Here is a 21427-nt window from a genome sequence, read left to right as displayed (position 1 = left end):
ATGCTCCGGGTTCAATGAGGAAAGGGACGCCGCATTGCGGCGAGCAGGTTGTCGGACAACGGGACCAGGCGCGCACGGATGTGCTCGCGTCGTGCGGCATCGAAACAACGCTGGAATTTGCGGCGATCACGCAATGCCTCGCCCGCGCCCTGTTTCCAGGGTTCATCGCTGCGCACCAGAGCGCTCAGATCGGCTGATCCCGCAGTCGCGCAATCGACGACGTCGCAACCGAGGAACGCAAATATCCGCGCCAGCTCCTGCTGCGGCTGTGCGATGAGCTGCTCGTAGCGCACCCAGAGATGACGACGATCATGCAGCCACATCTCGCTTTCAGCGACGGCGCGGTTCCAGCGATCAATCGCGCGATCGACATCCGCGTAGACATGCCAGGGCCGATAGCGCGCGGCGGCCGCATGCAGCGATGCCACGACTTCTTCACCATCACGCAGCAGATGGATCACCCGCGCACCCGGCAGGTGCCTGCTGATCGAGTGCAGATAGAACAGGTGGTCGGGTGTCTTCTCCAACCAGAGTTGTCCGCCGGAATCATCGCAATGCGCCGCCAGCGCATCGGCAAACGCCTGCAACTGTGCGCCGACCGGGGCCAACGCCGATGGCGATGCCGCTGCCAGCTCGGGAACGCCGGCCCAGGCACGCCGAACCTGTCCAGCGGGAACCCAACCCAGCCAGGCCTGCAGCGAATGCCGCATGCCATGCAGCTGTTTCCAGCGCCACGCCCGTGCTGACTCGCGATGGCGGTCGCCGTAGCGCAGCAGCCGCTGCAGGAAATGCGTCTCCGGCAACGAGACGATATCCGGGTGCGTACTCAGCAAACGCTGCAGCAAGGTGGTTCCCGAGCGCGGGCAACCCACCAGGAATACCTGGCCGATGGCAGCGCTCATTCCTTCACCCGCAGCAGCGCCGGCAGCGACCGCCGCCGCAATGGCAACCCTTCCGTTACCACGCGCTGGAAGCGATGGGTGAAGGCATCCTGGTTGTCCACGAAGTGCTCGCGCGCCTGCCGTGACAAGGTATTCAAGGCGCCGTCGGAAAGCTGCAACGCGCGTGTCACCGCGAGCTCGATGCCAGCCGGGTCGACGTAGTAGCGCCATACAAGATCGCGCTTGACCGCCTCGCCCGGCAACATCAGCAGCCCGCGCCGCGCGCTCACCAGTTCATTCATTGGTTCGCCATCGGTGGTCAGCGTCACCGCGCCCACGCTCAAGGCTTCCATCAGATAGTGACCGTAGCCTTCGGTCTCGGAGGGACAGATATGGAACAGGCATTGGTTCTGCAATCTGCGCAGCTCGGCCTCATCAAGCACCGCAATGCGATGGTCGATATTGTCCGCCGTCACCTTCGGGCCGGCAGTGCGCGGGTTCTGCACCACGACCAGCAGTGGCCATTGCGGGTGCCTGCGCCATGTATCCAGCAACACCTGCGTGCCTTTGGCACTGCTGCGTCCGGCCAGATGGAAGAACACACGCTGACGCCGCACATCGGGCAACATGCGGTCCTCGCTGGTGAAGCCGATATAGCGGGTGGTGCAACCCAATCCGGCGAAGATGCGCTCGGCGTGGCGGGTCTTGCACAGCACCGCATCGAACCGGGCCAGGCTGGGGTGCCAACGCGGCAGGAACCACTCCGGATTGGGCAGCAGGAAATTGCGTTCGGCCAAGGGCAGGCAGCGTGGGTATACGCGCTCGGAGAATATCTGCAGCGGCACCCGCCCCTGCAGCAGGCGACGTCCCCACAGACCGGCGACTTGCACGCGGGTGCGGCTCGTACTGCCAAGTCCCACCCGCTCGGTTGCAAACAACGGCGCCAACAAGCGCTGCATCAGATCCAGGTCACGGCTCAGGCCAACGCCGTTCTCGCGACTGATCAAACGAACGCACGGAGTTGTCATCGTGGAGGCGCCAGAGTGGGATGGCGCACTCTAGCCAGCAGCTTTCACCTTCCGATGCTGAACCGGGCGACAGCGCGCCCGGCGCTGACAAACATTGACAAATTGGCGCGCTATGATGCTTCGCGCGGCCCCGGATGCGGAGTCCCCCCAGCACGGCCGCAGCGAAAGGAAGCCCATGCCCACCCATCTCCTGGTGGTCGACGACGATCCCGATCTGCGCAACCTGATAGCCGACTTCCTCGGCCAGCACGGTTATAGCGTGGCCACCGCCGAAAGCGCTGCACAGATGCGCCTGGCCATGAACAGCCAACGCCCCGACCTGGTGGTGCTGGACGTGATGATGCCCGGCGAAGATGGCTTGAGCGCGATGCGTCAACTGGTCGGCGAACGCAACGCGCCGCCGGTGATCATGTTGAGCGCGCTGGGCAGCGATACCGACCGCATCATTGGCCTTGAAGTGGGCGCCGATGATTACCTGTCCAAGCCCTGCAACCCGCGCGAGCTGCTGGCGCGCATCCGCGCCCGCCTGCGGCGCGCGCAGGCCGATGCCGAGCAGACCCAGAGCCCGCACCCGGTCTACGAATTCGGCGGCTGGCGGCTGGACGCGCTGCGCCGCGACCTGCGTGATCCCGACGGCGTCTACGTCACCTTGTCGGACAGTGAATTCACCCTACTGCGCGCCTTCGTCGAGCATCCGCAATGGGTGCTGAGCCGTGACCAGTTGCTGGACAACGCCCGCAACCGTGGCAGTGATGTCTACGACCGCGCCATCGACAGCCAGATCAGCCGCCTGCGCCGCAAGTTGAATGACCGCGGCCATCCGGAACTGATCCGTACCGTGCGCAACGAGGGCTACCTGCTGCTGCCGCCGGTACGCCGCCTGTGAAGCGGCCGCTGTCGATCTTCGCCCGCACCTTCCTGCTGCTGCTGGTTGCCTTGCTGGTGGCGCTGGCGCTGGGTATCGGCCTGCTGCTGACCCGGCCTCCGGTGCGTCCGGCAGGCGTGCCGCTGTCGGAAGTGGTGGCGCTGCTGTCCAGCGAACTGCCCTCGGCCAACAGCCGCCTGACCGTCGCCGACAGCGCGCGCCAGCCCACCTGCCCGGAAGGCCATCAAGCCGACCCCTTCATGCGCGCGCGTCTGGCCGGTTGGCTGGGCGTGCCGCTGGATCAGGTCCAGTACTGCGGCGGCATGCGTCGGTTGGGGCCGGATATGGGCATGCACATGCCACCGCCGCGCCGTTTCGGGCCATCCGCGGATGGCAGCAACGGGCCGCAGCCCGACCAGACCATGAATCGCCCGCCACCGATGATGCAGAACGCGCCGCCTGTCGACATCGGCCGGCGCGCCAACGCGCCTTTGTTCGGTGACTTCATGGTCGCGCTGCACAGACCGGACGGCCACTGGCGCAGCGTCACCCACCGCATGCCCGGTCCGCTGCCGAGCGTGGCCAACCATGTCTTGTTGCTGTTCCTGCTCGGCGCGTTGGCGATGCTGCCGTTGGCGTGGTGGTTCTCGCGTGCGCTGTCCGCACCGATTCGCAGTTTCGCCCAGGCCGCCGATCGGCTCGGCAGCCACCCTGGCACCGCACCGCTGGATCGCACTGGTCCAGCCGAGCTTGCCCGCGCAGCGGACTCGTTCAACACCATGCAGGCGCGTATCAACCGCCTGATCGATGAGCGCACCCGCACCATCGGCGCGATTGCCCACGATCTGCGCACGCCGCTGGCGCGGCTGTCATTCCGCCTGCAGGCCTTGCCTGCGGAATCCCGCGACAAGGCCAGCGCCGACATAGACGAGATGAGCCGGATGATCGCTGCCGCGCTGGATTTCCTGCACGGCCAGTCGCAGCCCGGCCCACGCGACCGCCTCGACTTCGCCAGCCTGGTGGAAAGCGCGGTCGACGATCTCGCCGATACCGGCCTGGAAGTGAGCCTGGGCAGCGCCGAACCAGCGCTGCTGCTTGGCGACCCACTGGCATTGCGGCGCGCGGTATCCAACCTGATCGACAACGCGCTCAAGTACGGCGGCAGCGCGCGCCTGCAGTTGTACCGCGATGGCGGCAATGTCGTGCTTGCCGTGGACGACGATGGTCCCGGCATCGATGCCGCACGCGAGAACGAGCTGTTCCTGCCGTTCGCGCGCGGCGACGAATCCCGCAACCGCGATACCGGCGGCATCGGCCTGGGCTTGTCGGTCGCGCATGCGGTGGTGCTCGATCATGGTGGAACCTTGCGCCTGCACAACCGCAATGAAGGCGGCCTGCGTGCATTGATGACGCTGCCTTGCCTGCCGGCTGATCAGGCTGGCCTTGCCTGAGAAGGCGCGTCATTCCCGCGCAGGCGGGAATGACGGCATAAGGGCGAAGGCAACAACAAAGTCGAACGCCTGAACCCTCACCTCACCTCGATCACCCGCATTTATCAGTACGCAAACTCGCCAAACAACGGATCAACGCTGCCATTCCAGCGGCCATGGAACAGCTCCAGCTTGCGCTCGGCGGCGGTCTTGCCGGAATCCACGATCTCCTGCAGCACATCCAGGAAACGGGTTTCATCCTGGCCATCGGCATTGAGCGCGGCACGACGGCGCAGGCCATCGCGCGAAATCGCCAAGGCCTCGCGGGCCAGATCACGCACCGTGCCATTGCGGAACGGCAGGTTCATCGCGTGCTTGGGCACGCCATCGCGCAACACGTTGCGCTCGGCCAGGCTGAAGTCCTTGACCAGGTCCCAGGCTGCATTCAACGCGGTCTCGTCATACAACAGGCCAACCCAGAATGCCGGCAGCGCGCAGATGCGGCTCCACGGGCCACTGTCGGCACCGCGCATTTCCAGATACTTCTTCAGCCGTACTTCCGGGAACGCGGTCGTCGTGTGGTCGGACCAGTCACGCAGGGTCGGCAAGGCGCCCGGCAACACCGGCAGCTTGCCCTGCAGGAAATCACGGAAGCTCTGGCCACTCGCATCGTGGTAGATGCCGTCGCGGTAAGAGAAATACATCGGCACATCCAGCAGGTAGTCGACGTAGCGCTCGTAACCAAAGCCATCCTCGAACACGAAATCGAGCATGCCGGTGCGGTCCGGATCGGTATCGGTCCAGATGTGCGAGCGGTAGCTGAGATAGCCGTTGGGCTTGCCTTCGGTGAACGGCGAATCGGCGAACAGCGCGGTGGCGATCGGCTGCAGGGCCAGCGACACGCGGAACTTCTTCACCATGTCCGCTTCGCTGGCGTAATCCAGGTTGACCTGGGTGGTGCAGGTGCGGGTCATCATGTCCAGGCCGAGCGAGCCGACCTTGGGCATGTAGCTCTTCATGATCTGGTAGCGGCCCTTGGGCATCCACGGCATGTCCGCACGTGCCCACTTGGGCTGGAAGCCCATGCCGAGGAAACCCAGCTGCAACTCACCAGCCACCTGCGTCACCTCATTGAGATGGCTGCCGGTTTCCACGCAGGTTTCGTGCAGGGTTTCCAACGCAGCACCGGAAAGCTCCAGTTGCCCGGCCGGCTCCAGGGTCACCGAGGCACCATCACGCAGCAGGGCAATGGTGTTGCCATTCTCCTGCACCGGCTCCCAGCCGAAGCGGGTCAGCCCGTCGAGTACTGCATTGATGCCGCGCTCGCCTTCAAAGGTGGGCGGGCGCAGGTCATCCAGGCGGAACCCGAACTTCTCGTGCTCGGTGCCGATCCGCCATTGCGACTTGGGCTTTTCACCCGACGCGATGCTCTGGACCAACTGGTCGCGGTGGGTGATGGGTGTGTCAGCGACGTGGCTCGGGCTCGACAAGGGCAGGCTCGCAGAATTCTGGTCAGGGCGGGAAGGTGGGGGCCAGCCCCCGCCATCGCAAGGGCGCACTATATCGTGGCGTACCTTGCCATCGTGTCACGGCAGCGGTTTTCAGCGTCCTATAAAAGCAGACTTGACCGCCGCAGGCGCTGCGCCTGCGAGTCATTCCGCGGCTGACCGGGCACTCGCCCTACACTGTATGGATGAGCCGCACCCACCATCATGAAACCCATCGCTCGGACCGTGTCGGCTGGCTGCGCGCCGCCGTGCTGGGCGCGAATGACGGCATCGTCTCGGTCGCCGGGCTGGTGGTCGGCGTGGCTGCCAGCGGCGCCAGCCCCTCGGCGATCCTTGCCACTGGCGTTGCCGGCACCGTGGCCGGCGCCATGTCGATGGCCGCTGGCGAGTATGTCTCGGTCATGTCCCAGGCCGATGCCGAACACGCCGATCTGGCACTGGAACGCCGCGAGCTGCACGAGGACCCGCACAGCGAGCTGCAGGAGCTGGCCAGCATTTACCGCCGTCGCGGCCTCAGCCCCGAGCTTGCCCAGCAGGTTGCCGAGCAGCTGACCACCCACGACGCCCTCGCCGCGCATGCGCGCGACGAGCTGGGTATCACCGAGGAATTGCGCGCCCGCCCGCTGCAGGCAGCGGCCGCGTCGGCCAGCGCTTTCATCGTTGGCGCGGCACTGCCGGTACTGACCGCGCTGCTGGCCCCGCACATGCTGGTAGCGCAGGTGACCACCGCCGCCACCCTGGTCGGACTGTGCATCACCGGTGCGCTGGCGGCACGCGCTGGTGGCGCACCGGTGCTGCGCGGGGCGTTGCGGGTGGTGTTCTGGGGCGCATTGGCAATGGCCGCAGCCGCCGCCATTGGCCGTCTGTTCCAGATCACGGTGTAACGCATGAGCATCCACGCCGACGCTACCAGCAACCTGCTGGCCCAACTCTCCTCATTGGTCGACTGTGAGCGCGCCGAGGGCTACGCCTGCATCACCGCGCGCCGCGAGCACGGTGCAAGTTCGGTGGACATCCCGCAGCCACAGTTCGCCATCCTGCTGCAGGGTCGCAAGCACGCCCGCACTGCGCAGCAGTCACTTGAGTTCGGCCCGGGTGACCTGTTCCTGATCACCCGTCGCAGCCGCATCGATGTGGTCAATATTCCCGATCCACATAGTGGTCTGTATCTGAGCGCCATCGTGCCGCTATGCCCGGAAGTCCTGGCCGCGGCGCGCGCCTTGTGGAGTGATGCCCTGCCCGATGCCGGCAATACGCTGGCGCGCCTGCCACTGGCCGAGCACGGAGCAGCGCTGCTGCAATGGCGGCAGGCATTGCAGAACGGCCAGTACACCGAAGCACGGCTGGCCTTGGCCACACTGGTGGTGGCGTTCTGCCGGCGCGGCCACGGCAGCCTGTTGGTGGCGCCCGAACCAGGCCTGGGCGATCGCATCCGCGACCTGGTTGCCGCGCAGCCAGAGCGCGATTGGCAGTCGCGTGATTTCGAATCGCACCTGGGCATCAGCGGTGCCACGTTGCGGCGGCGCCTGGCCAGCGAACAACTCAGCGTGCGCGAGCTGGTTGCCGACACACGGTTGGCGCATGCCATGCAGTTGCTCTACACCACCCGCCTGCCATTGAAGACCGTGGCAGCGCGCGCCGGCTATCGCTCGCTTGGCAGTTTCAACAAGCGCTTTGCCGCGCGCTATGGGCTTGAGCCGGCGGCTATCGGCAACAGTTGATCGCGATGCGAGCGTTTCGCGCACCATTGTGAGCGAAACGCGAGTGCACTCCGGCGCAGCATGAAGGCTCCACGGCATAGCCGTCCCTGCAGGAGCCCCCATGCGTATCCGCCGCCGCCACCGTATCGCCGCTGCCTTGTTGATCCTTGCCATCAGTTGCGGCGCACAGGCGCGCAGCACCCATGCCCCGCAGCAGCAGGTTGCCGGTGTCTATCACCAGCAGATCGGCGAACTGCAGGTCACCGCCTTGTTCGACGGCACGGTGGCACTGGGCCGGCAGGCACTGGTGGGCATTGATGCCGGCGCCGTCACCCGGCTGCTTGAGCATGGCTATGTGCCGGAAGATGGCAAAGGCCTGCAGACCGCGGTCAACGCCTATCTGGTGCAACGCGGCGATCATCTGAGCCTGATCGACACCGGCACCGCGCAATGCTTCGGCGCCGGCATTGGCCTGGGTCAGGTGCTGAGCAACCTGCGTGCCGCCGGCTACGACCCAGCCGAGGTCGATGACGTGCTGCTGACCCACGCCCACCCTGACCACATGTGCGGCCTGCTCGATGCACAGGGCAAGGCGGCCTTCCCGAAAGCCACGGTATGGCTGTCGCAGGCCGATGCCGCGTACTGGCTGGACTCGGCCAGCGAAGCCACCGCTCCGCAGCCGCTACGGTTCGCGTTTGCCCTGGCGCGCGCTGCAGTCGCGCCTTACGCAGCCGCCGGCACGCTGCACCGCTTCGCCCCGGGCGAGCGCCTGCCGACCGGGATTACCGCGCTGGACAGCCACGGCCATACCCCCGGCCATGTCTCGTATCTGCTCGAAGGCGGCAGCGGCCAGCAGCTGCTGGTGTGGGGCGACATCGTGCATTTCCACGCGGTCCAGTTCGCCCGTCCCGACGCCGCATTTGAAGCCGACAGCGACCGCACCGCTGCAATTGCCAGCCGTCGTCGGCTGATGGCGGAGGCGTCAGATCACGGCTGGTGGGTAGCCGGCGCGCACCTGCCGTTCCCGGGCCTGGGGCATGTACGTCGCGAGGGTGAAGCGTTTGCGTGGGTGCCGGGTGAGTTCTCACCGTTGAAGTGACGCTGTAGCTGTAGCTGTAGCTGTTGCTTTGGCCGTTGCTGCTGCCGTTGCTGCTGCCGTTGCTGTCCCCTCTCCCGTATACGGGAGAGGGGTAGGGGTGCGGGCAGCTTTGGCTTTGGCTTTGGCTTTGGCTTTGGCAACAAGCACAAAACCACAAAACAAAAACGCCGCCCTGACAAGGCGGCGTTTGTTGTGCGGTGGATACTGACAGGGCATCAACTTCGCGGCTTACGCCGCTCCCACAATCCAGACATTGTCAGCTTCGCGGCTTACGCCACTCCTACAAGGCTCACGCCGCTCCCACATCCCCTGCACCGTCGGCTGCCGGCGGGTTCAAGCCCAGCCAGCCGCCGATGATGCCGCGTGCTTCGTCCACGCCCTGGCGCGACTCGCCGGAGAAGGTCTGCACGCTGACGGTGTCGCCAAAGATCGAATGCAGTTCCTTGCGCACCTTCTGCAGGGTCTGCATCTGCTGGCCACGGCCAAGCTTGTCGGCCTTGGTCAGCAGCGCGTGCGCGGGCAGGCCGCGCTGTACCGCATAACCCAGCATCTGCCGGTCGTAGTCCTTCAGCGGATGACGGATATCCATCACCACCACCAGGCCCTTGAGCGCGTTGCGGGTGCGGAAATACTGGTCGATGAAGGCCTGCCAGTGGGCCTGCAGGTCCAGCGGCACCTTGGCGTAGCCGTAGCCGGGCAGATCGACCAGGTGCGCCTCGGGGGTTACCTCGAAGAACACCAGCTGCTGGGTGCGGCCGGGGGTCTTGGAGACGCGGGCCAGGGAATTTTGGCGGGTCAGCGCGTTGAGCGCGCTGGACTTGCCGGCGTTGGAGCGACCGGCAAATGCCACTTCGGACCCCAGATCCGGCGGCAACTGCCGCGAATTGTGGGCGGAAAGGTGGTAACGGGCGCGTTCGATGAGCAATGACATATGCATAGGATCGCATGTTGCGACGCCGCGCGTCGGCTTGGCCGCTGTCCCGGGTCCACCCGCCCTGTCGATTTTGCTGCACTGCTGCGTTGACCGTGCCGCAAAACGCCGTTGATAATCCGGGCGATGCCGGCGGAAAGCCCCGCCCGGCCCGGTCCACACGGAGCTTCAGCATGCGCCATGCTCGTGTTCTTGCCGTTGCAGCACTGGTAGTCCCCGTAATCGCCGCCGTCGCCTTTGCCCAGAGCTCGGTCATCGCCGTGCCGGACAATGCGCCCGTGCAGACCGCCTCGCTGGAGGTCGACTTCAGCAAGACCAAGCCCGGTGATGCCAAGGCCGGCGAAGCCAAAGCCGCAACCTGCGCGGCCTGCCATGGTGCCGACGGCAACTCTGCCGTGGAGATCTACCCGCGCCTGGCCGGCCAGAGCGAGCGCTATACCGCCAAGGAGCTGGCCTTGATTGTCAGCGGCCAGCGCACTGAGGGCGCGGTGGCGGCGATGCTGCCGTTCGTGCAGGGCATGACCCCGCAGGACATGCGCGACATCGGCGCCTTCTTCGCCACCCAGAAATCCGGCGCCGGCGTTGCCGACGACGCCGTGGTCAGTGAAGGCCCCTACGAAGGCATGAAGTTCTTCGAAGTCGGCCAGAAGCTCTACCGCGGCGGTGACAGCGCCCGCAACATCCCGGCCTGCATCGCCTGTCACGGGCCAACCGGCGCAGGTAACCCGGGTCCAGCGTATCCGCATATCGGCGGCCAACATGCAGGCTATGTCGTTCAACGTCTGCAACGCTACCAGTCTGGCCAGACCGGCGAAGCCGATGCCGCGCAGTTCAAGATCATGGCCCAGATCAGCCACGCGCTGACCGGACAGGAGATCCAGGCGCTAGCCAGTTACATCCAAGGCCTGCATGATCGGGCCAACGATGCCACGGTAGCCAGCGCTGCCGCGCAACACTGATACCCGCCGGTCGCTCCGGCGACCCGGCAACTGCCCCATGCAGACACGCCGGCCGCGAGGTCGGCGTCTGTTTTTCCAACGGAGACTCCCCACGATGAAGTTGTTCCCCCGACTGTTGCTGATGCTGCTGGCAATAGCCCCGCTCTCGGCCTGTGCCGCCTCCCCTACCGCGCTGGTCGAAGGCGATGACTATGAACTGATCGCCGAGCCGGGCCCGTTCGCACCGCTGGCCGGCAAGATCGAGGTAGTCGAGGTGTTTGGCTACACCTGCCCACATTGCGCCCACTTCGAGCCGCAGCTGGAAGCCTGGGTCGCCAAGCAATCGGCTGACGTCCGCTTCACCCCGGTGCCGGCGGCATTCGGCGGTTACTGGGATTCCTACGCACGCGCCTTCTATGCCGCCGAGCAGGTCGGTGTACGCCAGCGCAGCCATGCCGACGTGTTCAAGGCACTGCATGTGCAGGGCAGCCTGCCGGTGCAGAACGTCTCGCCGGATGAACTGGCCACGTTCTATGCCCAGTACGGCGTGCAGCCGCAGCGCTTTGTCGAAGCCCTGCGCAGCCAGCAGGTGGATGACAAGGTCAAGTACGCCCGCGCCTTCGCCATGCGGGTCAAGGTCACCGGCACGCCGATGCTGATCGTCAACGGCAAATACCTGGTCAAGGGCAAGACCTTTGATGACACCCTGCGCATCGCCGGTGCCCTGGTGGCCCGCGAACGCACTGGCGCCGGCCGCCGCTGAAACCCAGGCTGAAGCCCGGCTGAGCCGGGTCACCTGTTCAGCCGAATACGCACATAATGCGTCCCTGCGCGCGCCGGTTGCAGACTCACTGCCCGGCGCCCCAACACACCCTGCTGGAGATCCCTCACGATGAAGATCCGCTTCGCCCTGGCCCTGACCGCCCTGTTGCCGCTGATGGTTGCCTGCAAAGCCCAGGATGGCACCGCTGACACCACCGCTCCGGCAGCCCCGGCCGCCACCGAAGCCGCTCCGGCTGCTACCCCGGCTCCGGCCGCTGATGCAGCCGCCCCGGCCGCCGCAGCTACCGCAACCGATGCCCCGGTCGCGACTCCAGTACCGGCGCAGGCCCGCCTGGTTGGCCCGGAGCCGGTTGCCGGCACCGACTACGTCGCCATCGAAGGCGGCCAGCCGTTCCAGCCGGCCACCGGCAAGGTCGAAGTTACCGAGATCTTCGGCTACGTCTGCCCGGCCTGTGCCCGCTTCCAGCCGCTGATCAGCTCGTGGAAAGCTGGCCTGCCCTCGGACGTGAACTTCGTCTACGTACCGGCTGCCTTCGGCGGTACCTGGGACAACTACGCACGTGCCTTCTATGCCGCAGAGACTCTGGGCGTGCAGGAAAAGACCCACGACGCGCTGTACTCGGCCATCCACATCGAGCAGACCCTGAAGGGTGAGCGCGGCAGCGACTCGGTCCAGGACATCGCCAACTTCTACGGCAAGTACGGCGTCGACCCCAAGACCTTCGCCGACACCATGGGCAGCTTCGGTGTCGCCGCCAAGGTCAACCGCGGCAAGCAGTTCGCCCAGCGCAGCAAGATCACCGGTACCCCGTCGCTGATCATCAACGGCAAGTACCTGGTCAAGGGCAAGGGCTATGAGGACATGCTCCGCATTGCCGACCACCTGATCGCGCGCGAACGCGCCGCCAACGCCAAGTGAGGTATCAAGGGCCTCGGCAACGAGGCCCTTGAGTTCGACCCGTCGTGAAATCCCCTACCCAGACATTGCGATTGCTGACCGCCAACATCCAGGCCGGTTCCAGCACCCGCCGCTACAGCGACTATGTGACCCGCAGCTGGTCACATGCGCTGCCTGCCGGCCAGAAACGCTCCAGCCTGGACGCGATTGCCAAACTGGCCAGCGGCCGCGACATCGTCGGCCTGCAGGAAGCCGATCCGGGCAGCCTGCGCTCGGGCTTCACCAACCAGACCCACTACCTGGCCGAACGTGCGGGCTTCAACTACTGGGCGCACCAGCCCAACCGCCGCATGGGCGGCGTGGCCTCCAGTGCCAATGGCCTGCTGAGCCGTCTGGAACCGGTAGAAGTACAGGACCACGCCCTGCCCGGCCGCATCGGGGGCCGTGGTCTGCTGGTCGCCCGCTATGGCGATGGCAAGGAAGGTCTGACCGTTGCGGTGGCCCATCTATCACTGGGCACCGGCTCGCGGCTGTCGCAGCTGGACTTCATTTCCGACGTACTGGCCGATCATCCCAACGCGGTATTGATGGGCGACTTCAACTGCAAGGCTGACCGCCCGGAAATGCGCGTGCTGTACCACAAGACCCGGCTGCAGCCGCCGAGCTGCCTGGTACCGACCTTCCCCAGCTGGGGCCCGGACCGCGCCATCGACCACATCCTGATTTCCGACAACCTGAAGATGCTCGACACCCGCGCCGTTCCGGCCGCGCACTCGGATCATCTGGCCGTTGAAATGGAAGTCGAAGTCCCCGCCGACAGCCTGCGCTGAGCGCCGCTTCAGCCTGCAACCGCTGCAGGCGGTGGCCGCCGCCGCGCGGTCAAGGTACTGCCCGCCGACGCCAACACCGTGCAGCCGATCGCCAGCCATTGCAGGCCGGTAAGGTGCTCGTGCAGCAACAGCAACGCCCACAACGCTGCCACTGCCGGCTCCATGCTGATCAGGATGCCGAAGGTTTCCTTGGGCAGGCGCTTGAGCGCCATCATTTCCAGCGACATCGGGATGGCACTGGACACCACCGCCACCACGAAGCCCGCCAACAGGATCTTCGGCTCCAGCAGCGCCATGCCGGCGTGTGCAACGCCGACCGGCACCACCACCAGCGACGCCGCCAGCAAGCCCAGTGACACGCTGTGGCCGGCATGCAGATGGCCGGTGCGCTTGCCGTAGATGATGTACAGCGCCCAGCAGAATGCAGCACCCAGCGCATACATCACCCCAACCGGGTCCAAGGCCTGGCCGCCGTCCAGCGGCAGCAACAGCACCAGCCCGACCAACGCACAGCCGACCCATACGAAATCGATCGGCCGCCGCGAAGAGAACATCGCCACCGCCAGCGGGCCGGTGAACTCGATGGCAACGGCAATCCCGAACGGGATCGTGCGCAGCGCCATGTAGAACAACAGGTTCATCAGCCCCAGCGTCAGCCCGTAGCGCAGGATCGCCGCGCCATCAGCGCGGCTGGTGCGCCAGCGCCATGGCCGCCACAGCAGCAACAGGAACAGCGCCGAAAAACCCACGCGCAACGCGCTGGTGCCTTGCGCACCAATGATGGGGAACAGGTTTTTGGCGTAGGAGGTGCCGATCGACAACGAGGTCACCGAACCGAGCACCGCCAGCACCGGCAACAGCGATGCGAATCGGGAATTTTGCATGCGCCTAGTGTATTCGGCCTGCACTACAACCGGCAGCGGCGACGGCAGAACAGTGACTGATCAGCAGATGCTGCAACGCTGGGGTGGCAGCACCAAGGCAACCACAGCCGAAGCAAGCCATCAGCTACCACGTCGGGCAGCTGATGCCTGCCACCGCGCGCCCCTACTGAATGAAGGCGATACGCTGCATCTTGGCGTTGTTGGCAGCCGCCAACACCTTGGCCATCACCTGGTACTGCGCATCGGGTGAGGCATCGATGCGTAACTCGGGCGAATTGCCCTCATACAGATCGGCCTGCGCCTGCAGGCGCGCCTGCAAGTCACCGATCGCCAGCAATTCTCCATTCCAGTAGAGCTGGTCGGCGGCGTCCACCCGCAGCTCGATGGGTGGTGGTGGATCGACTCGTTGCACGATCTTGTTGCTGTGCTGTGGCAGATCGACAGGGATCGGCACCGACACCATCGGCGCGGTCACGATGAAGATGATCAACAACACCAACATCACGTCGACCAGCGGGGTCACGTTGATATCGGCCAGTGGACGCCCGCTACTGCCTGCTGCACTGAATGCCATTCCAGTTCCCCCAGGGCGAGGCCGGCTGCCTCAAGGCCGAAGCTACGCCTGCCTTTGCGGGTTTCCACCAGCCCTGCCCTGCGCCGTTCAGCTTTCGTTGGCATGCCAGCGCCGGGCCGACCCGTTCATGTGCGGGTTGGGCTGTCGCTCGGCCATTGACGCCGTGGCCGTTATCCTTCGGCCATGAACAAATTTCTCCTGCCGTTGGCTGCCCTCACCGCCTTGGTCAGCGCCTGCGCCCAAGCCCAGAACCTGGACGCGCAGCGCACCGCGATGCGTACTGCCATCGACAACGCCGAGCGCGGCCAGTTCGATGCCAGCGCCGCTGCACCACTGCGTAACCACCCACTGTATGGCTGGCTGGAATTCAGTGCCCTGCGCCGCAACATCGACACGCTGTCAACGGCGCAGGCAGAGGATTTCCTGAAGCGCTACCAGGGCCAGGCGGTGGCCGAGAGCTTCCGTTCGGTGTGGTTGCCGGCACTTGCCCGCCGCCAGGACTGGCCGACACTGCTGGCCAACTGGAAAACCAGCAACGATCCCGGCCTGCGCTGTGCCGAGCTCAATGCACGGCAGGCCACCGGCAAGGCCGACGCGCAATGGACCAGCGACGCCCAGTCCGTCTGGCGCAGCGCTGGAAAGTCGCTGCCCGATGGCTGCGACCCGGTATTTGCAGTCCTCGCCAGCCGCGGCGGCCTGACCCCAGCGCTGCGTTGGGAACGCATCGACGCTGCCGCCGATGCGCAGCAAGCGGCGGTGATGCGCGCCGCCGCACGTGGTCTGCCAGCCACCGAGCTTGCCCAGGCCAATGACTACGCCGCCTTCGTCGACAAGCCCGACGCGCGCGCCCTGAACTGGCCAAAGAACGAACGCAGCCGTCGCATCGCCGTCGACGGCCTGCAGAAGCTGGCCAAGGCCGACCCCGGCGCCGCCGAACTGCAGTTGCCGCAGTACGCCCAGGCACTTGCCTTGAGCGCCGAGCAGCAAGGGCAGGTGCTGTACGAGATCGCATTGTGGACAGTGGCGTCCTACCTTCCGGATTCGGCGCGGCGCCTGGCCGCCGTGCCCGAATCGGCCTATGACGAACGCCTGCACGAATGGCGCACACGCGAAGCGATGGCACGCGGCGACTGGCCGGCGGCATTGACTGCCATCCGCAAGATGCCGGCCAGCCAGCGCAACGATTCACGCTGGCGCTGGTTCGAAGGCCGCCTGCTGGAAAAGACCGGCAAGCCCGCCGAGGCGACCGCACTGTACCGAGCCGCCTCGACCGAGCCTACCTTCCACGGCTTCCTCGCCGCCGACAAACTCAAGCAGCCCTACAACCTGTGCCCGTGGAATCCGGGCGACAGCGCAGCGGCAAAGAGCGCAGTTGCCCGTGACCCCGCGCTGGTACGCGCGATCGAGTTGTTCAAGATCGAACGCCCAAGCTGGGCCGCACGCGAATGGGCCGAAGCCTTGTCACGTTTCGACGACAGCCAGCGCCGTCTTGCCGTGGAAGTGGCCAGCAACAACGGTTGGTTCGATCGTGCAGTGTTTGCATTGAAAGGCCCGCAGGAGATGCGCCTGTACAACCTGCGCTTCCCGCTGCACCACGACGACACCATCCGCCGCGAAGCCGCCCGCAACGCCTTGGATCCGGCCTGGATTGCTGCCGAGATCCGCGCCGAGAGCATCTTCAATCCGAACGCACGCTCGCCGGCCAATGCCATGGGCTTGATGCAGGTATTGCCCGCCACCGGCGCCAGCGTGGCCAAGAGTATTGGTTTGAGCGGCTATGGCGGTGCGGCCAGCCTGTACGACTCGGACACCAACATCGCCATCGGCACCGCATACCTGCGGCAGTTGATGGACAAGTACAGCGGCCTGCCCTACGTCACCATCGCCGCCTATAACGCCGGTCCCACCCCGACCGCACGCTGGCAGAGCCAGCGCCCGAACTACGACCCGGACTTCTGGATCGAGACCATCAGTTACAAGGAAACCCGCGAGTACGTGGCGCGCGTGCTGGCTTTCAGCGTGATCTACGATTGGCGTCTGAACAACAACGCCCTGACCCTGAGCGACCGCATGGTCGGCAGGACCCAGGGCGCGCGTAAAGCCTTCAGCTGCCAATCGGCTCCGTAACGCCTGTAGTGCCGAGCCATGCTCGGCACTATCGCTTCAGCCCCTCTCCCGCTAGCGGGAGAGGGGTTGGGGTGAGGGCAGCTTTTTCGCTTGCAAAGCCCCTGCCGAGCATGGCTCGGCACTACCGCTTCTGCCCCCTCCCTTTCGCGTAGCGAAGGGGAGGGCTGGGGAGGGGTTGGCTTTTGAGGCCTTCCGACATTGTCAGCTTCGCGGCTTACGCCGCTCCTACAAAACGCCCCGCCCCCTGCCAAGCATGGCTCGGCACTACATGTGCAACACCGCATCCGACTTATCATGACCGCATGAAGACTTATCTTGTCGGCGGCGCTGTCCGCGATTCACTGCTCGGCCTGCAGGCCGGTGACCGTGACTGGGTGGTGGTCGGTGCCACTCAAGCGCAGATGGAGGCGGATGGCTTCAAGGCCGTTGGCAAGGATTTCCCGGTCTTCCTGCATCCGCTGACCGGTGAGGAATACGCACTGGCACGTACCGAGCGCAAATCCGGTCGCGGCTATCGCGGCTTCGTGGTCGATGCCGACCCCTCGGTGTCGCTGGAAGAAGACCTGCAGCGCCGCGACTTCACCATCAACGCCATTGCCCGCGACGAGGAGACCGGCGAACTGGTCGATCCCTGGGGCGGCGTGCGCGATATCGAACAACGGGTGCTGCGCCATGTCGGCCCGGCCTTCGTCGAAGATCCGCTGCGGGTGCTGCGAGCGGCACGCTTCATGGCCCGCTTCGCCCCCCTTGGCTTCACCCTGGCACCGGAAACCGCCGCACTGATGCGCGAAATGGCTGCCAGCGGCGAACTCGATGCCCTGGTGCCGGAACGTATCTGGCAGGAGCTGCGCCGCAGCCTGAGCATGAAGCAACCATCAGCCTTCCTGCGCTGCCTGCACGACACCGGCGCACTGGCGGTGATCCTGCCTGAGGTAGACGCGCTGTACGGCGTACCGCAGCGTGCCGAATTCCACCCGGAAGTGGATACCGGCGTGCATCAGGAAATGGTCAGTGACATGGCCGCACGGCTGGCACCTGGCGACGACCTGATCGGCTTCGCCGCGCTCACCCATGATCTGGGCAAGGCCTTGACCCCGACCGACGAACTACCGCGCCACATCATGCATGAACAGCGCGGCCTGAAGCCGCTGGCCCAGCTCTGCGAGCGCCTGAAGATTCCGCTCGACCATCGCCAGTTGGCAGAAGCGGTCTGCCGCGAGCACCTCAACGTGCATCGCATCGACGAACTGCGCGACGCCACCGTACTGGAACTGATCCAGCGCTGCGACGGCTTCCGCCGACCCGAACGCATCACACAGATGGCCCTGGTCTGCGAATGCGACAAGCGCGGCCGGCTCGGCTTCGAAGACAGCGACTACCCGCAGCGGGCAACCCTGCTACGCCTGCATGCGGCTGCGTTGGCGATCAATGCACGCGACATCGCCACGGAAGGCCTGCAAGGGCCGGCCATTGGTGAAGCCTTGAAGAAGGCACGGATCAAGGCGATCAGTACGGCGCGGTGATTGCCAGCCGCTGTCGCAGCCGTTGGATGTTGTGGGAGCGGCGTAAGCCGCGAAACTGGTAATGCAACAACAAAACCAGCTGCCTGCAATTGCATGATCTTTCGTTGCCTTTCGCACTAGTGGCTTCACGGCTTACGCCGCTCCCACAAACCCACAACCGGCCACTTCAGATCTTCAGATAGATCCTGCGGCGATCCATCCACGCCATCGGCAACCACCAGATCGCCACGAAGCTCAAGGCCATCGCCAGCGAGGCGAACTGTGCGCCGCCCAGCGGGGTCAGCCAGCGGTTGAACAGCTGCTCCCACAGCCAGTTCCAGCTGCCGGTGGCCATCATCGCCAGTACCACCGCCGAGGAACCGGCATAGGCGGTGATCGCGTTGACACCGAAGCGGCGACCGAGCGCCGGCCATTGCCGGCAATCAATCAGGATGTGCGCCAACCACAGGCCCGCAAATGCCCATCCGCCCGTCCACAGCACATACGACGAGGTCCACAGGTTCTTGTTCAAGGGCAGCCACTGCGCCCACAAGCCGCCGGCAATCAACAGCAACACAGCAGCAGGCAGCAACCGCCACGGACGCTGCCGCAACAGCGCACCGGCACGCAGGCCGAGCAAGGTCGAGGCAAGTGCACCCAGCGTGGACATCAGGCCTTCCGGATCATGGCCATGACCTGTCACCGGATCGTACTGATACAGCAGCGCCCCAAACAACGTGGTATCCACGCGGCTGCTGAGATTGAGCCACGGCTCCAACGAGCCACCTGCCACCAGTAGCGCAGCGTAGCCGGACAACAACACGCCGATGCACAACCACTGCAGCCGCGGCTTCAACCAGATCGCCGCCATGCCCGCAAGCGCGAAACACAGGCCAATGCGCTGCAGCACGCCCCATGGCCGGTAATGCGCCAGGTCCAACCACCACCAGGCTAGAAAGTGCAGCAACAAGCCCAAACCGAGGATGCGGCCGGCGCGGATCAACACCGTTCTGCTCAACGCACCACGATCAGCTCCCTGCTCCACCCGCGGTACCACGCCCAGCGCGATGGACACGCCGACGATCACCAGGAAGAACGGAAACACCAGGTCGGTCGGCGTGCAGCCGTTCCATTCCGAATGCAGCAGCGGCGCGTAGACATGGCTCCAGCTGCCGGGATTATTGACCAGCAGCATGGCCGCCACGGTGATGCCACGCAGGGCATCCACCGAGGCATAACGGATGGCTTTGTTCATGGGCGCTACTCTCAGGCCGAAACTCAGTCGCGCTGGCCGGCAATCCAGGTGCCCTGCACCTGCAGATCGCTGTCCAGCAGGACGAAGTCGGCCTGGTAGCCGGCCGCAATGTGCCCGTAGCGATCATCCAGACCCAGGAACTGCGCCGGATACGTCGATGCCATGCGCGAGGCTTCGGCCAGTGACAAACCCAACAAACCAACGGTATTGCGCACGGCGGTGATCATGTCCAAGGCCGAGCCCGCCAAGGCACCGGCTGCGTTGCGGACCACGCCATCAACGGCGGTGATGGTCTCGCCGTACAGCTCGAAGGCCGGATTATCCGAGCCCACCATCGGCATCGCATCGGTGACCAGGAACACCTTGCCGCGCGGCTTGGCTGCCAGCGCCACGCGCAGGCTGGCCGGATGTACGTGCACGCCATCGACGATCACGCCGCACCAGCTGTCGGCATCTTCCAAGGCCGCGCCCACAGCACCGGGATCGCGCCCCTGCAGCGGCGACATGGCGTTGTACAGATGGGTGAAACCGGTGATGCCGGCATCCAGACCGGCGCGGATCTCGTCGTAAGTGCCAGCGGTATGACCGGCAGCAACGATGGCGCCATTGGCTACCATCTGCTGGATCGTCGCCGCCGGCACGCGTTCGGGTGCCAAGGTAATCAGGGTGACGCCGTTATCCAGCGCCGTCGCCATGCGTACTTCATCGGCATCCGGCACACGGAACTTGCCGGCATCGTGCGTGCCCTTGCGCGCCGGTGCGATATACGGGCCTTCCAGATGGATGCCGAGCACGCCCGGCACCTTGGCGGCAATCGCCTCGCGGGTCGCCTGCACCGCGCGCGCCATCACCTCGGCATCGTCGCTGATCAGGGTCGGCAGCATGCCGGTGGTGCCGTAGCGGCGATGCCCAGCCACCATCGTGCGCAATGCATCGACATCGGTCTGGTTGTTGAACAGCGCACCACCACCGCCATTGACCTGGGCGTCGATGAAACCGGGCAGCAGCCAGCCACCGCCCAGGTCCACCTGCGCGTCGGCCGCGGCAACCGCCGGGTCATCGCTGGCGACGACCGCAGTGATGCGGCCGTCTTCGATCAGTACCGCGACATCGTCATGGAAGTTCTCGCCGGCAAGTACCCGGCCATTGCGCAGCGCGGTTTTCATCAAACCGTTTCCGTCACCTTGTTGAGGTGCGGCGGCAGGTCCGGGTTGTTGCCACGGCGCAGCGCCAGTGCGTTGATCGCGCGGTAGAAGCTCTGGATGGTCAGCAGCGGTGCGCACAGCGGATGCGGAGCAGATGCGGTCGGCAGGTTGCCGCCCTCGCCGGTCAGCCACACCTGTGCGCCGCGTGCAGCGAACTCTTCGGCCACGGCACGGGTGCCGGCGCCGGTTTCGTCGGGCTGCGCGAAGGCAAGCACCGGGAAGTCGCGGCCAACCAGCGCCATCGGGCCGTGCTTCACTTCGGCTGAGCTATAGCCTTCGGCGTGCAGGCCGCAGGTTTCCTTGAACTTCAGCGCGGCTTCCTGCGCGGCGGCCAGGCCCGGGCCACGGCCGAGCACGAACAGGTTGTGCGCATCGACCAGACCCTCTGTCACTGCGGTCCAGTCACATGCCCAGGCGTCGGACATCGCGGCCGGCAAGGCATCCAGCGCGGCGATCAGGGCCGGATCATTCTTCCAGTACGCGCCCAGCTGCAGGATCGCCGCCAGCGACGCCAGGTAGCTCTTGGTCGCGGCGACACTGCGCTCGACGCCGGCGCCCAGCGGGATGACGGTTTCGGCCAGCAATGCCAGCGGCGAATCCTCGACATTGACCAGTGCCACCACGCGCGCACCAGCAGCCTTCGCAGCCTCGGCATTGCGCAGCAGGTCGGGGCTTTTGCCCGACTGCGAAATCACGATGTACAGCGCGCCGCGCAGCTGCAGCGGCGCTTCATACACCGAGCCCACCGATGGCGAGGCCGAGGCGGTGACCAGGCCGAGCTGGGTCTCGAACAGATACTTGGCATAGGTAGCCGCGTGATCGGAACTGCCACGGGCGCAGGTGACAACGAACGGTGGCGGGTTCTGGCGCAGGTCGGCGGCCAGGGCCTGCACCACGTCGCGATTACGTGCGAACTGGGCGGCGATGACAGAGGCGCTTTCGGCGGCCTCGTTGAACATCAGGGTTTCGGTTTCACTCGGCAGTGCCAT

The 21427-nt window shown here is 65.6% G+C and carries 20 protein-coding genes; 11 read left to right on the top strand and 9 right to left on the bottom strand.

Going from position 1 to position 21427, the window contains the following annotated elements:
* Nucleotides 1-11: 11 nt before the first annotated feature.
* Together ACVOLV_RS04195 and ACVOLV_RS04190 are read right to left on the bottom strand one after the other, a co-directional pair.
* Nucleotides 12-902 carry a sulfotransferase family protein gene (locus ACVOLV_RS04195; protein ID WP_481553284.1) on the bottom strand — a complete coding sequence of 297 codons (891 nt, stop codon included), beginning with the start codon at nt 900-902 and terminating at the stop codon, nt 12-14.
* Complete coding sequence (locus ACVOLV_RS04190; RefSeq protein WP_481553283.1) at nt 899-1909, bottom strand: glycosyltransferase; 1011 nt, start codon at nt 1907-1909, stop codon at nt 899-901. The genes ACVOLV_RS04195 and ACVOLV_RS04190 overlap by 4 nt, the downstream gene beginning before the upstream one ends.
* 175 nt (nt 1910-2084) lie before the next feature.
* Between ACVOLV_RS04190 and ACVOLV_RS04185 the strand changes: the two genes are divergently transcribed.
* Together ACVOLV_RS04185 and ACVOLV_RS04180 are read left to right on the top strand one after the other, a co-directional pair.
* Nucleotides 2085-2795, top strand: coding sequence for a response regulator (locus tag ACVOLV_RS04185; protein WP_481553282.1), 711 nt, complete (start codon nt 2085-2087; stop codon nt 2793-2795).
* Nucleotides 2792-4225, top strand: a complete 1434-nt coding sequence (locus ACVOLV_RS04180) for a HAMP domain-containing sensor histidine kinase (protein ID WP_481553281.1) — start codon at nt 2792-2794, stop codon at nt 4223-4225. Before ACVOLV_RS04185 ends, ACVOLV_RS04180 begins: the two co-directional genes overlap by 4 nt.
* Before the next feature lie 104 nt (nt 4226-4329).
* Here the strand turns inward: ACVOLV_RS04180 and ACVOLV_RS04175 are convergent, their stop codons facing one another.
* A complete protein-coding gene (locus ACVOLV_RS04175) occupies nt 4330-5694 on the bottom strand; it encodes a glutamate--cysteine ligase (protein ID WP_481553280.1) in 1365 nt (454 codons plus the stop codon).
* Between the two features lie 203 nt (nt 5695-5897).
* On the opposite strand from ACVOLV_RS04175, the gene ACVOLV_RS04170 reads away from it, so the two are divergent.
* The 3 genes from ACVOLV_RS04170 (at nt 5898) to ACVOLV_RS04160 (ending at nt 8511) form a co-directional block, all read left to right on the top strand.
* Nucleotides 5898-6596 carry a VIT1/CCC1 transporter family protein gene (locus tag ACVOLV_RS04170; protein WP_481553279.1) on the top strand — a complete coding sequence of 233 codons (699 nt, stop codon included), beginning with the start codon at nt 5898-5900 and terminating at the stop codon, nt 6594-6596.
* 3 nt (nt 6597-6599) lie between these two features.
* Complete coding sequence (locus ACVOLV_RS04165; protein WP_481553278.1) at nt 6600-7433, top strand: helix-turn-helix domain-containing protein; 834 nt, start codon at nt 6600-6602, stop codon at nt 7431-7433.
* A gap of 100 nt (nt 7434-7533) precedes the next feature.
* Nucleotides 7534-8511, top strand: a complete 978-nt coding sequence (locus ACVOLV_RS04160; protein ID WP_481553277.1) for an MBL fold metallo-hydrolase — start codon at nt 7534-7536, stop codon at nt 8509-8511.
* Between the two features lie 289 nt (nt 8512-8800).
* Here ACVOLV_RS04160 and yihA read toward each other — a convergent pair whose 3' ends face one another.
* Nucleotides 8801-9442 (bottom strand): ribosome biogenesis GTP-binding protein YihA/YsxC, encoded by a 642-nt coding sequence (yihA, locus tag ACVOLV_RS04155; protein WP_481553276.1) that lies wholly within the window; start codon nt 9440-9442, stop codon nt 8801-8803.
* Between the two features lie 173 nt (nt 9443-9615).
* Here yihA and ACVOLV_RS04150 point away from each other — a divergent pair, with 173 nt between their 5' ends.
* From ACVOLV_RS04150 to ACVOLV_RS04135, 4 genes are all read left to right on the top strand, one after another.
* Nucleotides 9616-10401 carry a c-type cytochrome gene (locus ACVOLV_RS04150; RefSeq protein WP_303747452.1) on the top strand — a complete coding sequence of 262 codons (786 nt, stop codon included), beginning with the start codon at nt 9616-9618 and terminating at the stop codon, nt 10399-10401.
* A gap of 94 nt (nt 10402-10495) precedes the next feature.
* The gene (locus tag ACVOLV_RS04145; RefSeq protein WP_481553275.1) at nt 10496-11143 is read left to right on the top strand and encodes a thiol:disulfide interchange protein DsbA/DsbL; all 648 of its coding nucleotides are present in this window, start codon (nt 10496-10498) and stop codon (nt 11141-11143) included.
* A 129-nt stretch (nt 11144-11272) separates the two neighbouring features.
* Nucleotides 11273-12082 (top strand): thiol:disulfide interchange protein DsbA/DsbL, encoded by an 810-nt coding sequence (locus ACVOLV_RS04140; protein WP_481553274.1) that lies wholly within the window; start codon nt 11273-11275, stop codon nt 12080-12082.
* 71 nt (nt 12083-12153) lie between these two features.
* Nucleotides 12154-12891 (top strand): endonuclease/exonuclease/phosphatase family protein, encoded by a 738-nt coding sequence (locus ACVOLV_RS04135; RefSeq protein ID WP_481553304.1) that lies wholly within the window; start codon nt 12154-12156, stop codon nt 12889-12891.
* Between the two features lie 8 nt (nt 12892-12899).
* Here the strand turns inward: ACVOLV_RS04135 and ACVOLV_RS04130 are convergent, their stop codons facing one another.
* Both ACVOLV_RS04130 and ACVOLV_RS04125 read right to left on the bottom strand, forming a co-directional pair.
* Nucleotides 12900-13775: an EamA family transporter gene (locus ACVOLV_RS04130; RefSeq protein ID WP_481553273.1), complete on the bottom strand. Its 876-nt coding sequence runs from the start codon at nt 13773-13775 to the stop codon at nt 12900-12902.
* A 163-nt stretch (nt 13776-13938) separates the two neighbouring features.
* Nucleotides 13939-14349 carry an ExbD/TolR family protein gene (locus ACVOLV_RS04125; protein ID WP_481553272.1) on the bottom strand — a complete coding sequence of 137 codons (411 nt, stop codon included), beginning with the start codon at nt 14347-14349 and terminating at the stop codon, nt 13939-13941.
* A 183-nt stretch (nt 14350-14532) separates the two neighbouring features.
* Here ACVOLV_RS04125 and ACVOLV_RS04120 point away from each other — a divergent pair, with 183 nt between their 5' ends.
* Together ACVOLV_RS04120 and ACVOLV_RS04115 are read left to right on the top strand one after the other, a co-directional pair.
* A complete protein-coding gene (locus tag ACVOLV_RS04120; RefSeq protein ID WP_481553271.1) occupies nt 14533-16476 on the top strand; it encodes a transglycosylase SLT domain-containing protein in 1944 nt (647 codons plus the stop codon).
* Nucleotides 16477-16778: 302 nt separating this feature from the next.
* Nucleotides 16779-17999 carry a multifunctional CCA addition/repair protein gene (locus ACVOLV_RS04115; RefSeq protein WP_481553270.1) on the top strand — a complete coding sequence of 407 codons (1221 nt, stop codon included), beginning with the start codon at nt 16779-16781 and terminating at the stop codon, nt 17997-17999.
* 166 nt (nt 18000-18165) lie between these two features.
* On the opposite strand, the gene ACVOLV_RS04110 is transcribed toward ACVOLV_RS04115, so the two are convergent.
* The 3 genes from ACVOLV_RS04110 to ACVOLV_RS04100 are packed head-to-tail and all read right to left on the bottom strand — an operon-like array spanning nt 18166 to nt 21427.
* Nucleotides 18166-19233 carry an acyltransferase family protein gene (locus ACVOLV_RS04110; protein WP_481553269.1) on the bottom strand — a complete coding sequence of 356 codons (1068 nt, stop codon included), beginning with the start codon at nt 19231-19233 and terminating at the stop codon, nt 18166-18168.
* 23 nt (nt 19234-19256) lie between these two features.
* Nucleotides 19257-20399, bottom strand: a complete 1143-nt coding sequence (nagA, locus tag ACVOLV_RS04105; RefSeq protein ID WP_481553268.1) for an N-acetylglucosamine-6-phosphate deacetylase — start codon at nt 20397-20399, stop codon at nt 19257-19259.
* Complete coding sequence (locus ACVOLV_RS04100; RefSeq protein WP_481553267.1) at nt 20399-21427, bottom strand: SIS domain-containing protein; 1029 nt, start codon at nt 21425-21427, stop codon at nt 20399-20401. Before ACVOLV_RS04100 ends, nagA begins: the two co-directional genes overlap by 1 nt.

Source organism: Stenotrophomonas sp. STEN023 (assembly GCF_056760135.1).
Note: the sequence above shows the minus strand (reverse complement) of the source record. Positions and strands in the feature narration are given on the sequence as shown.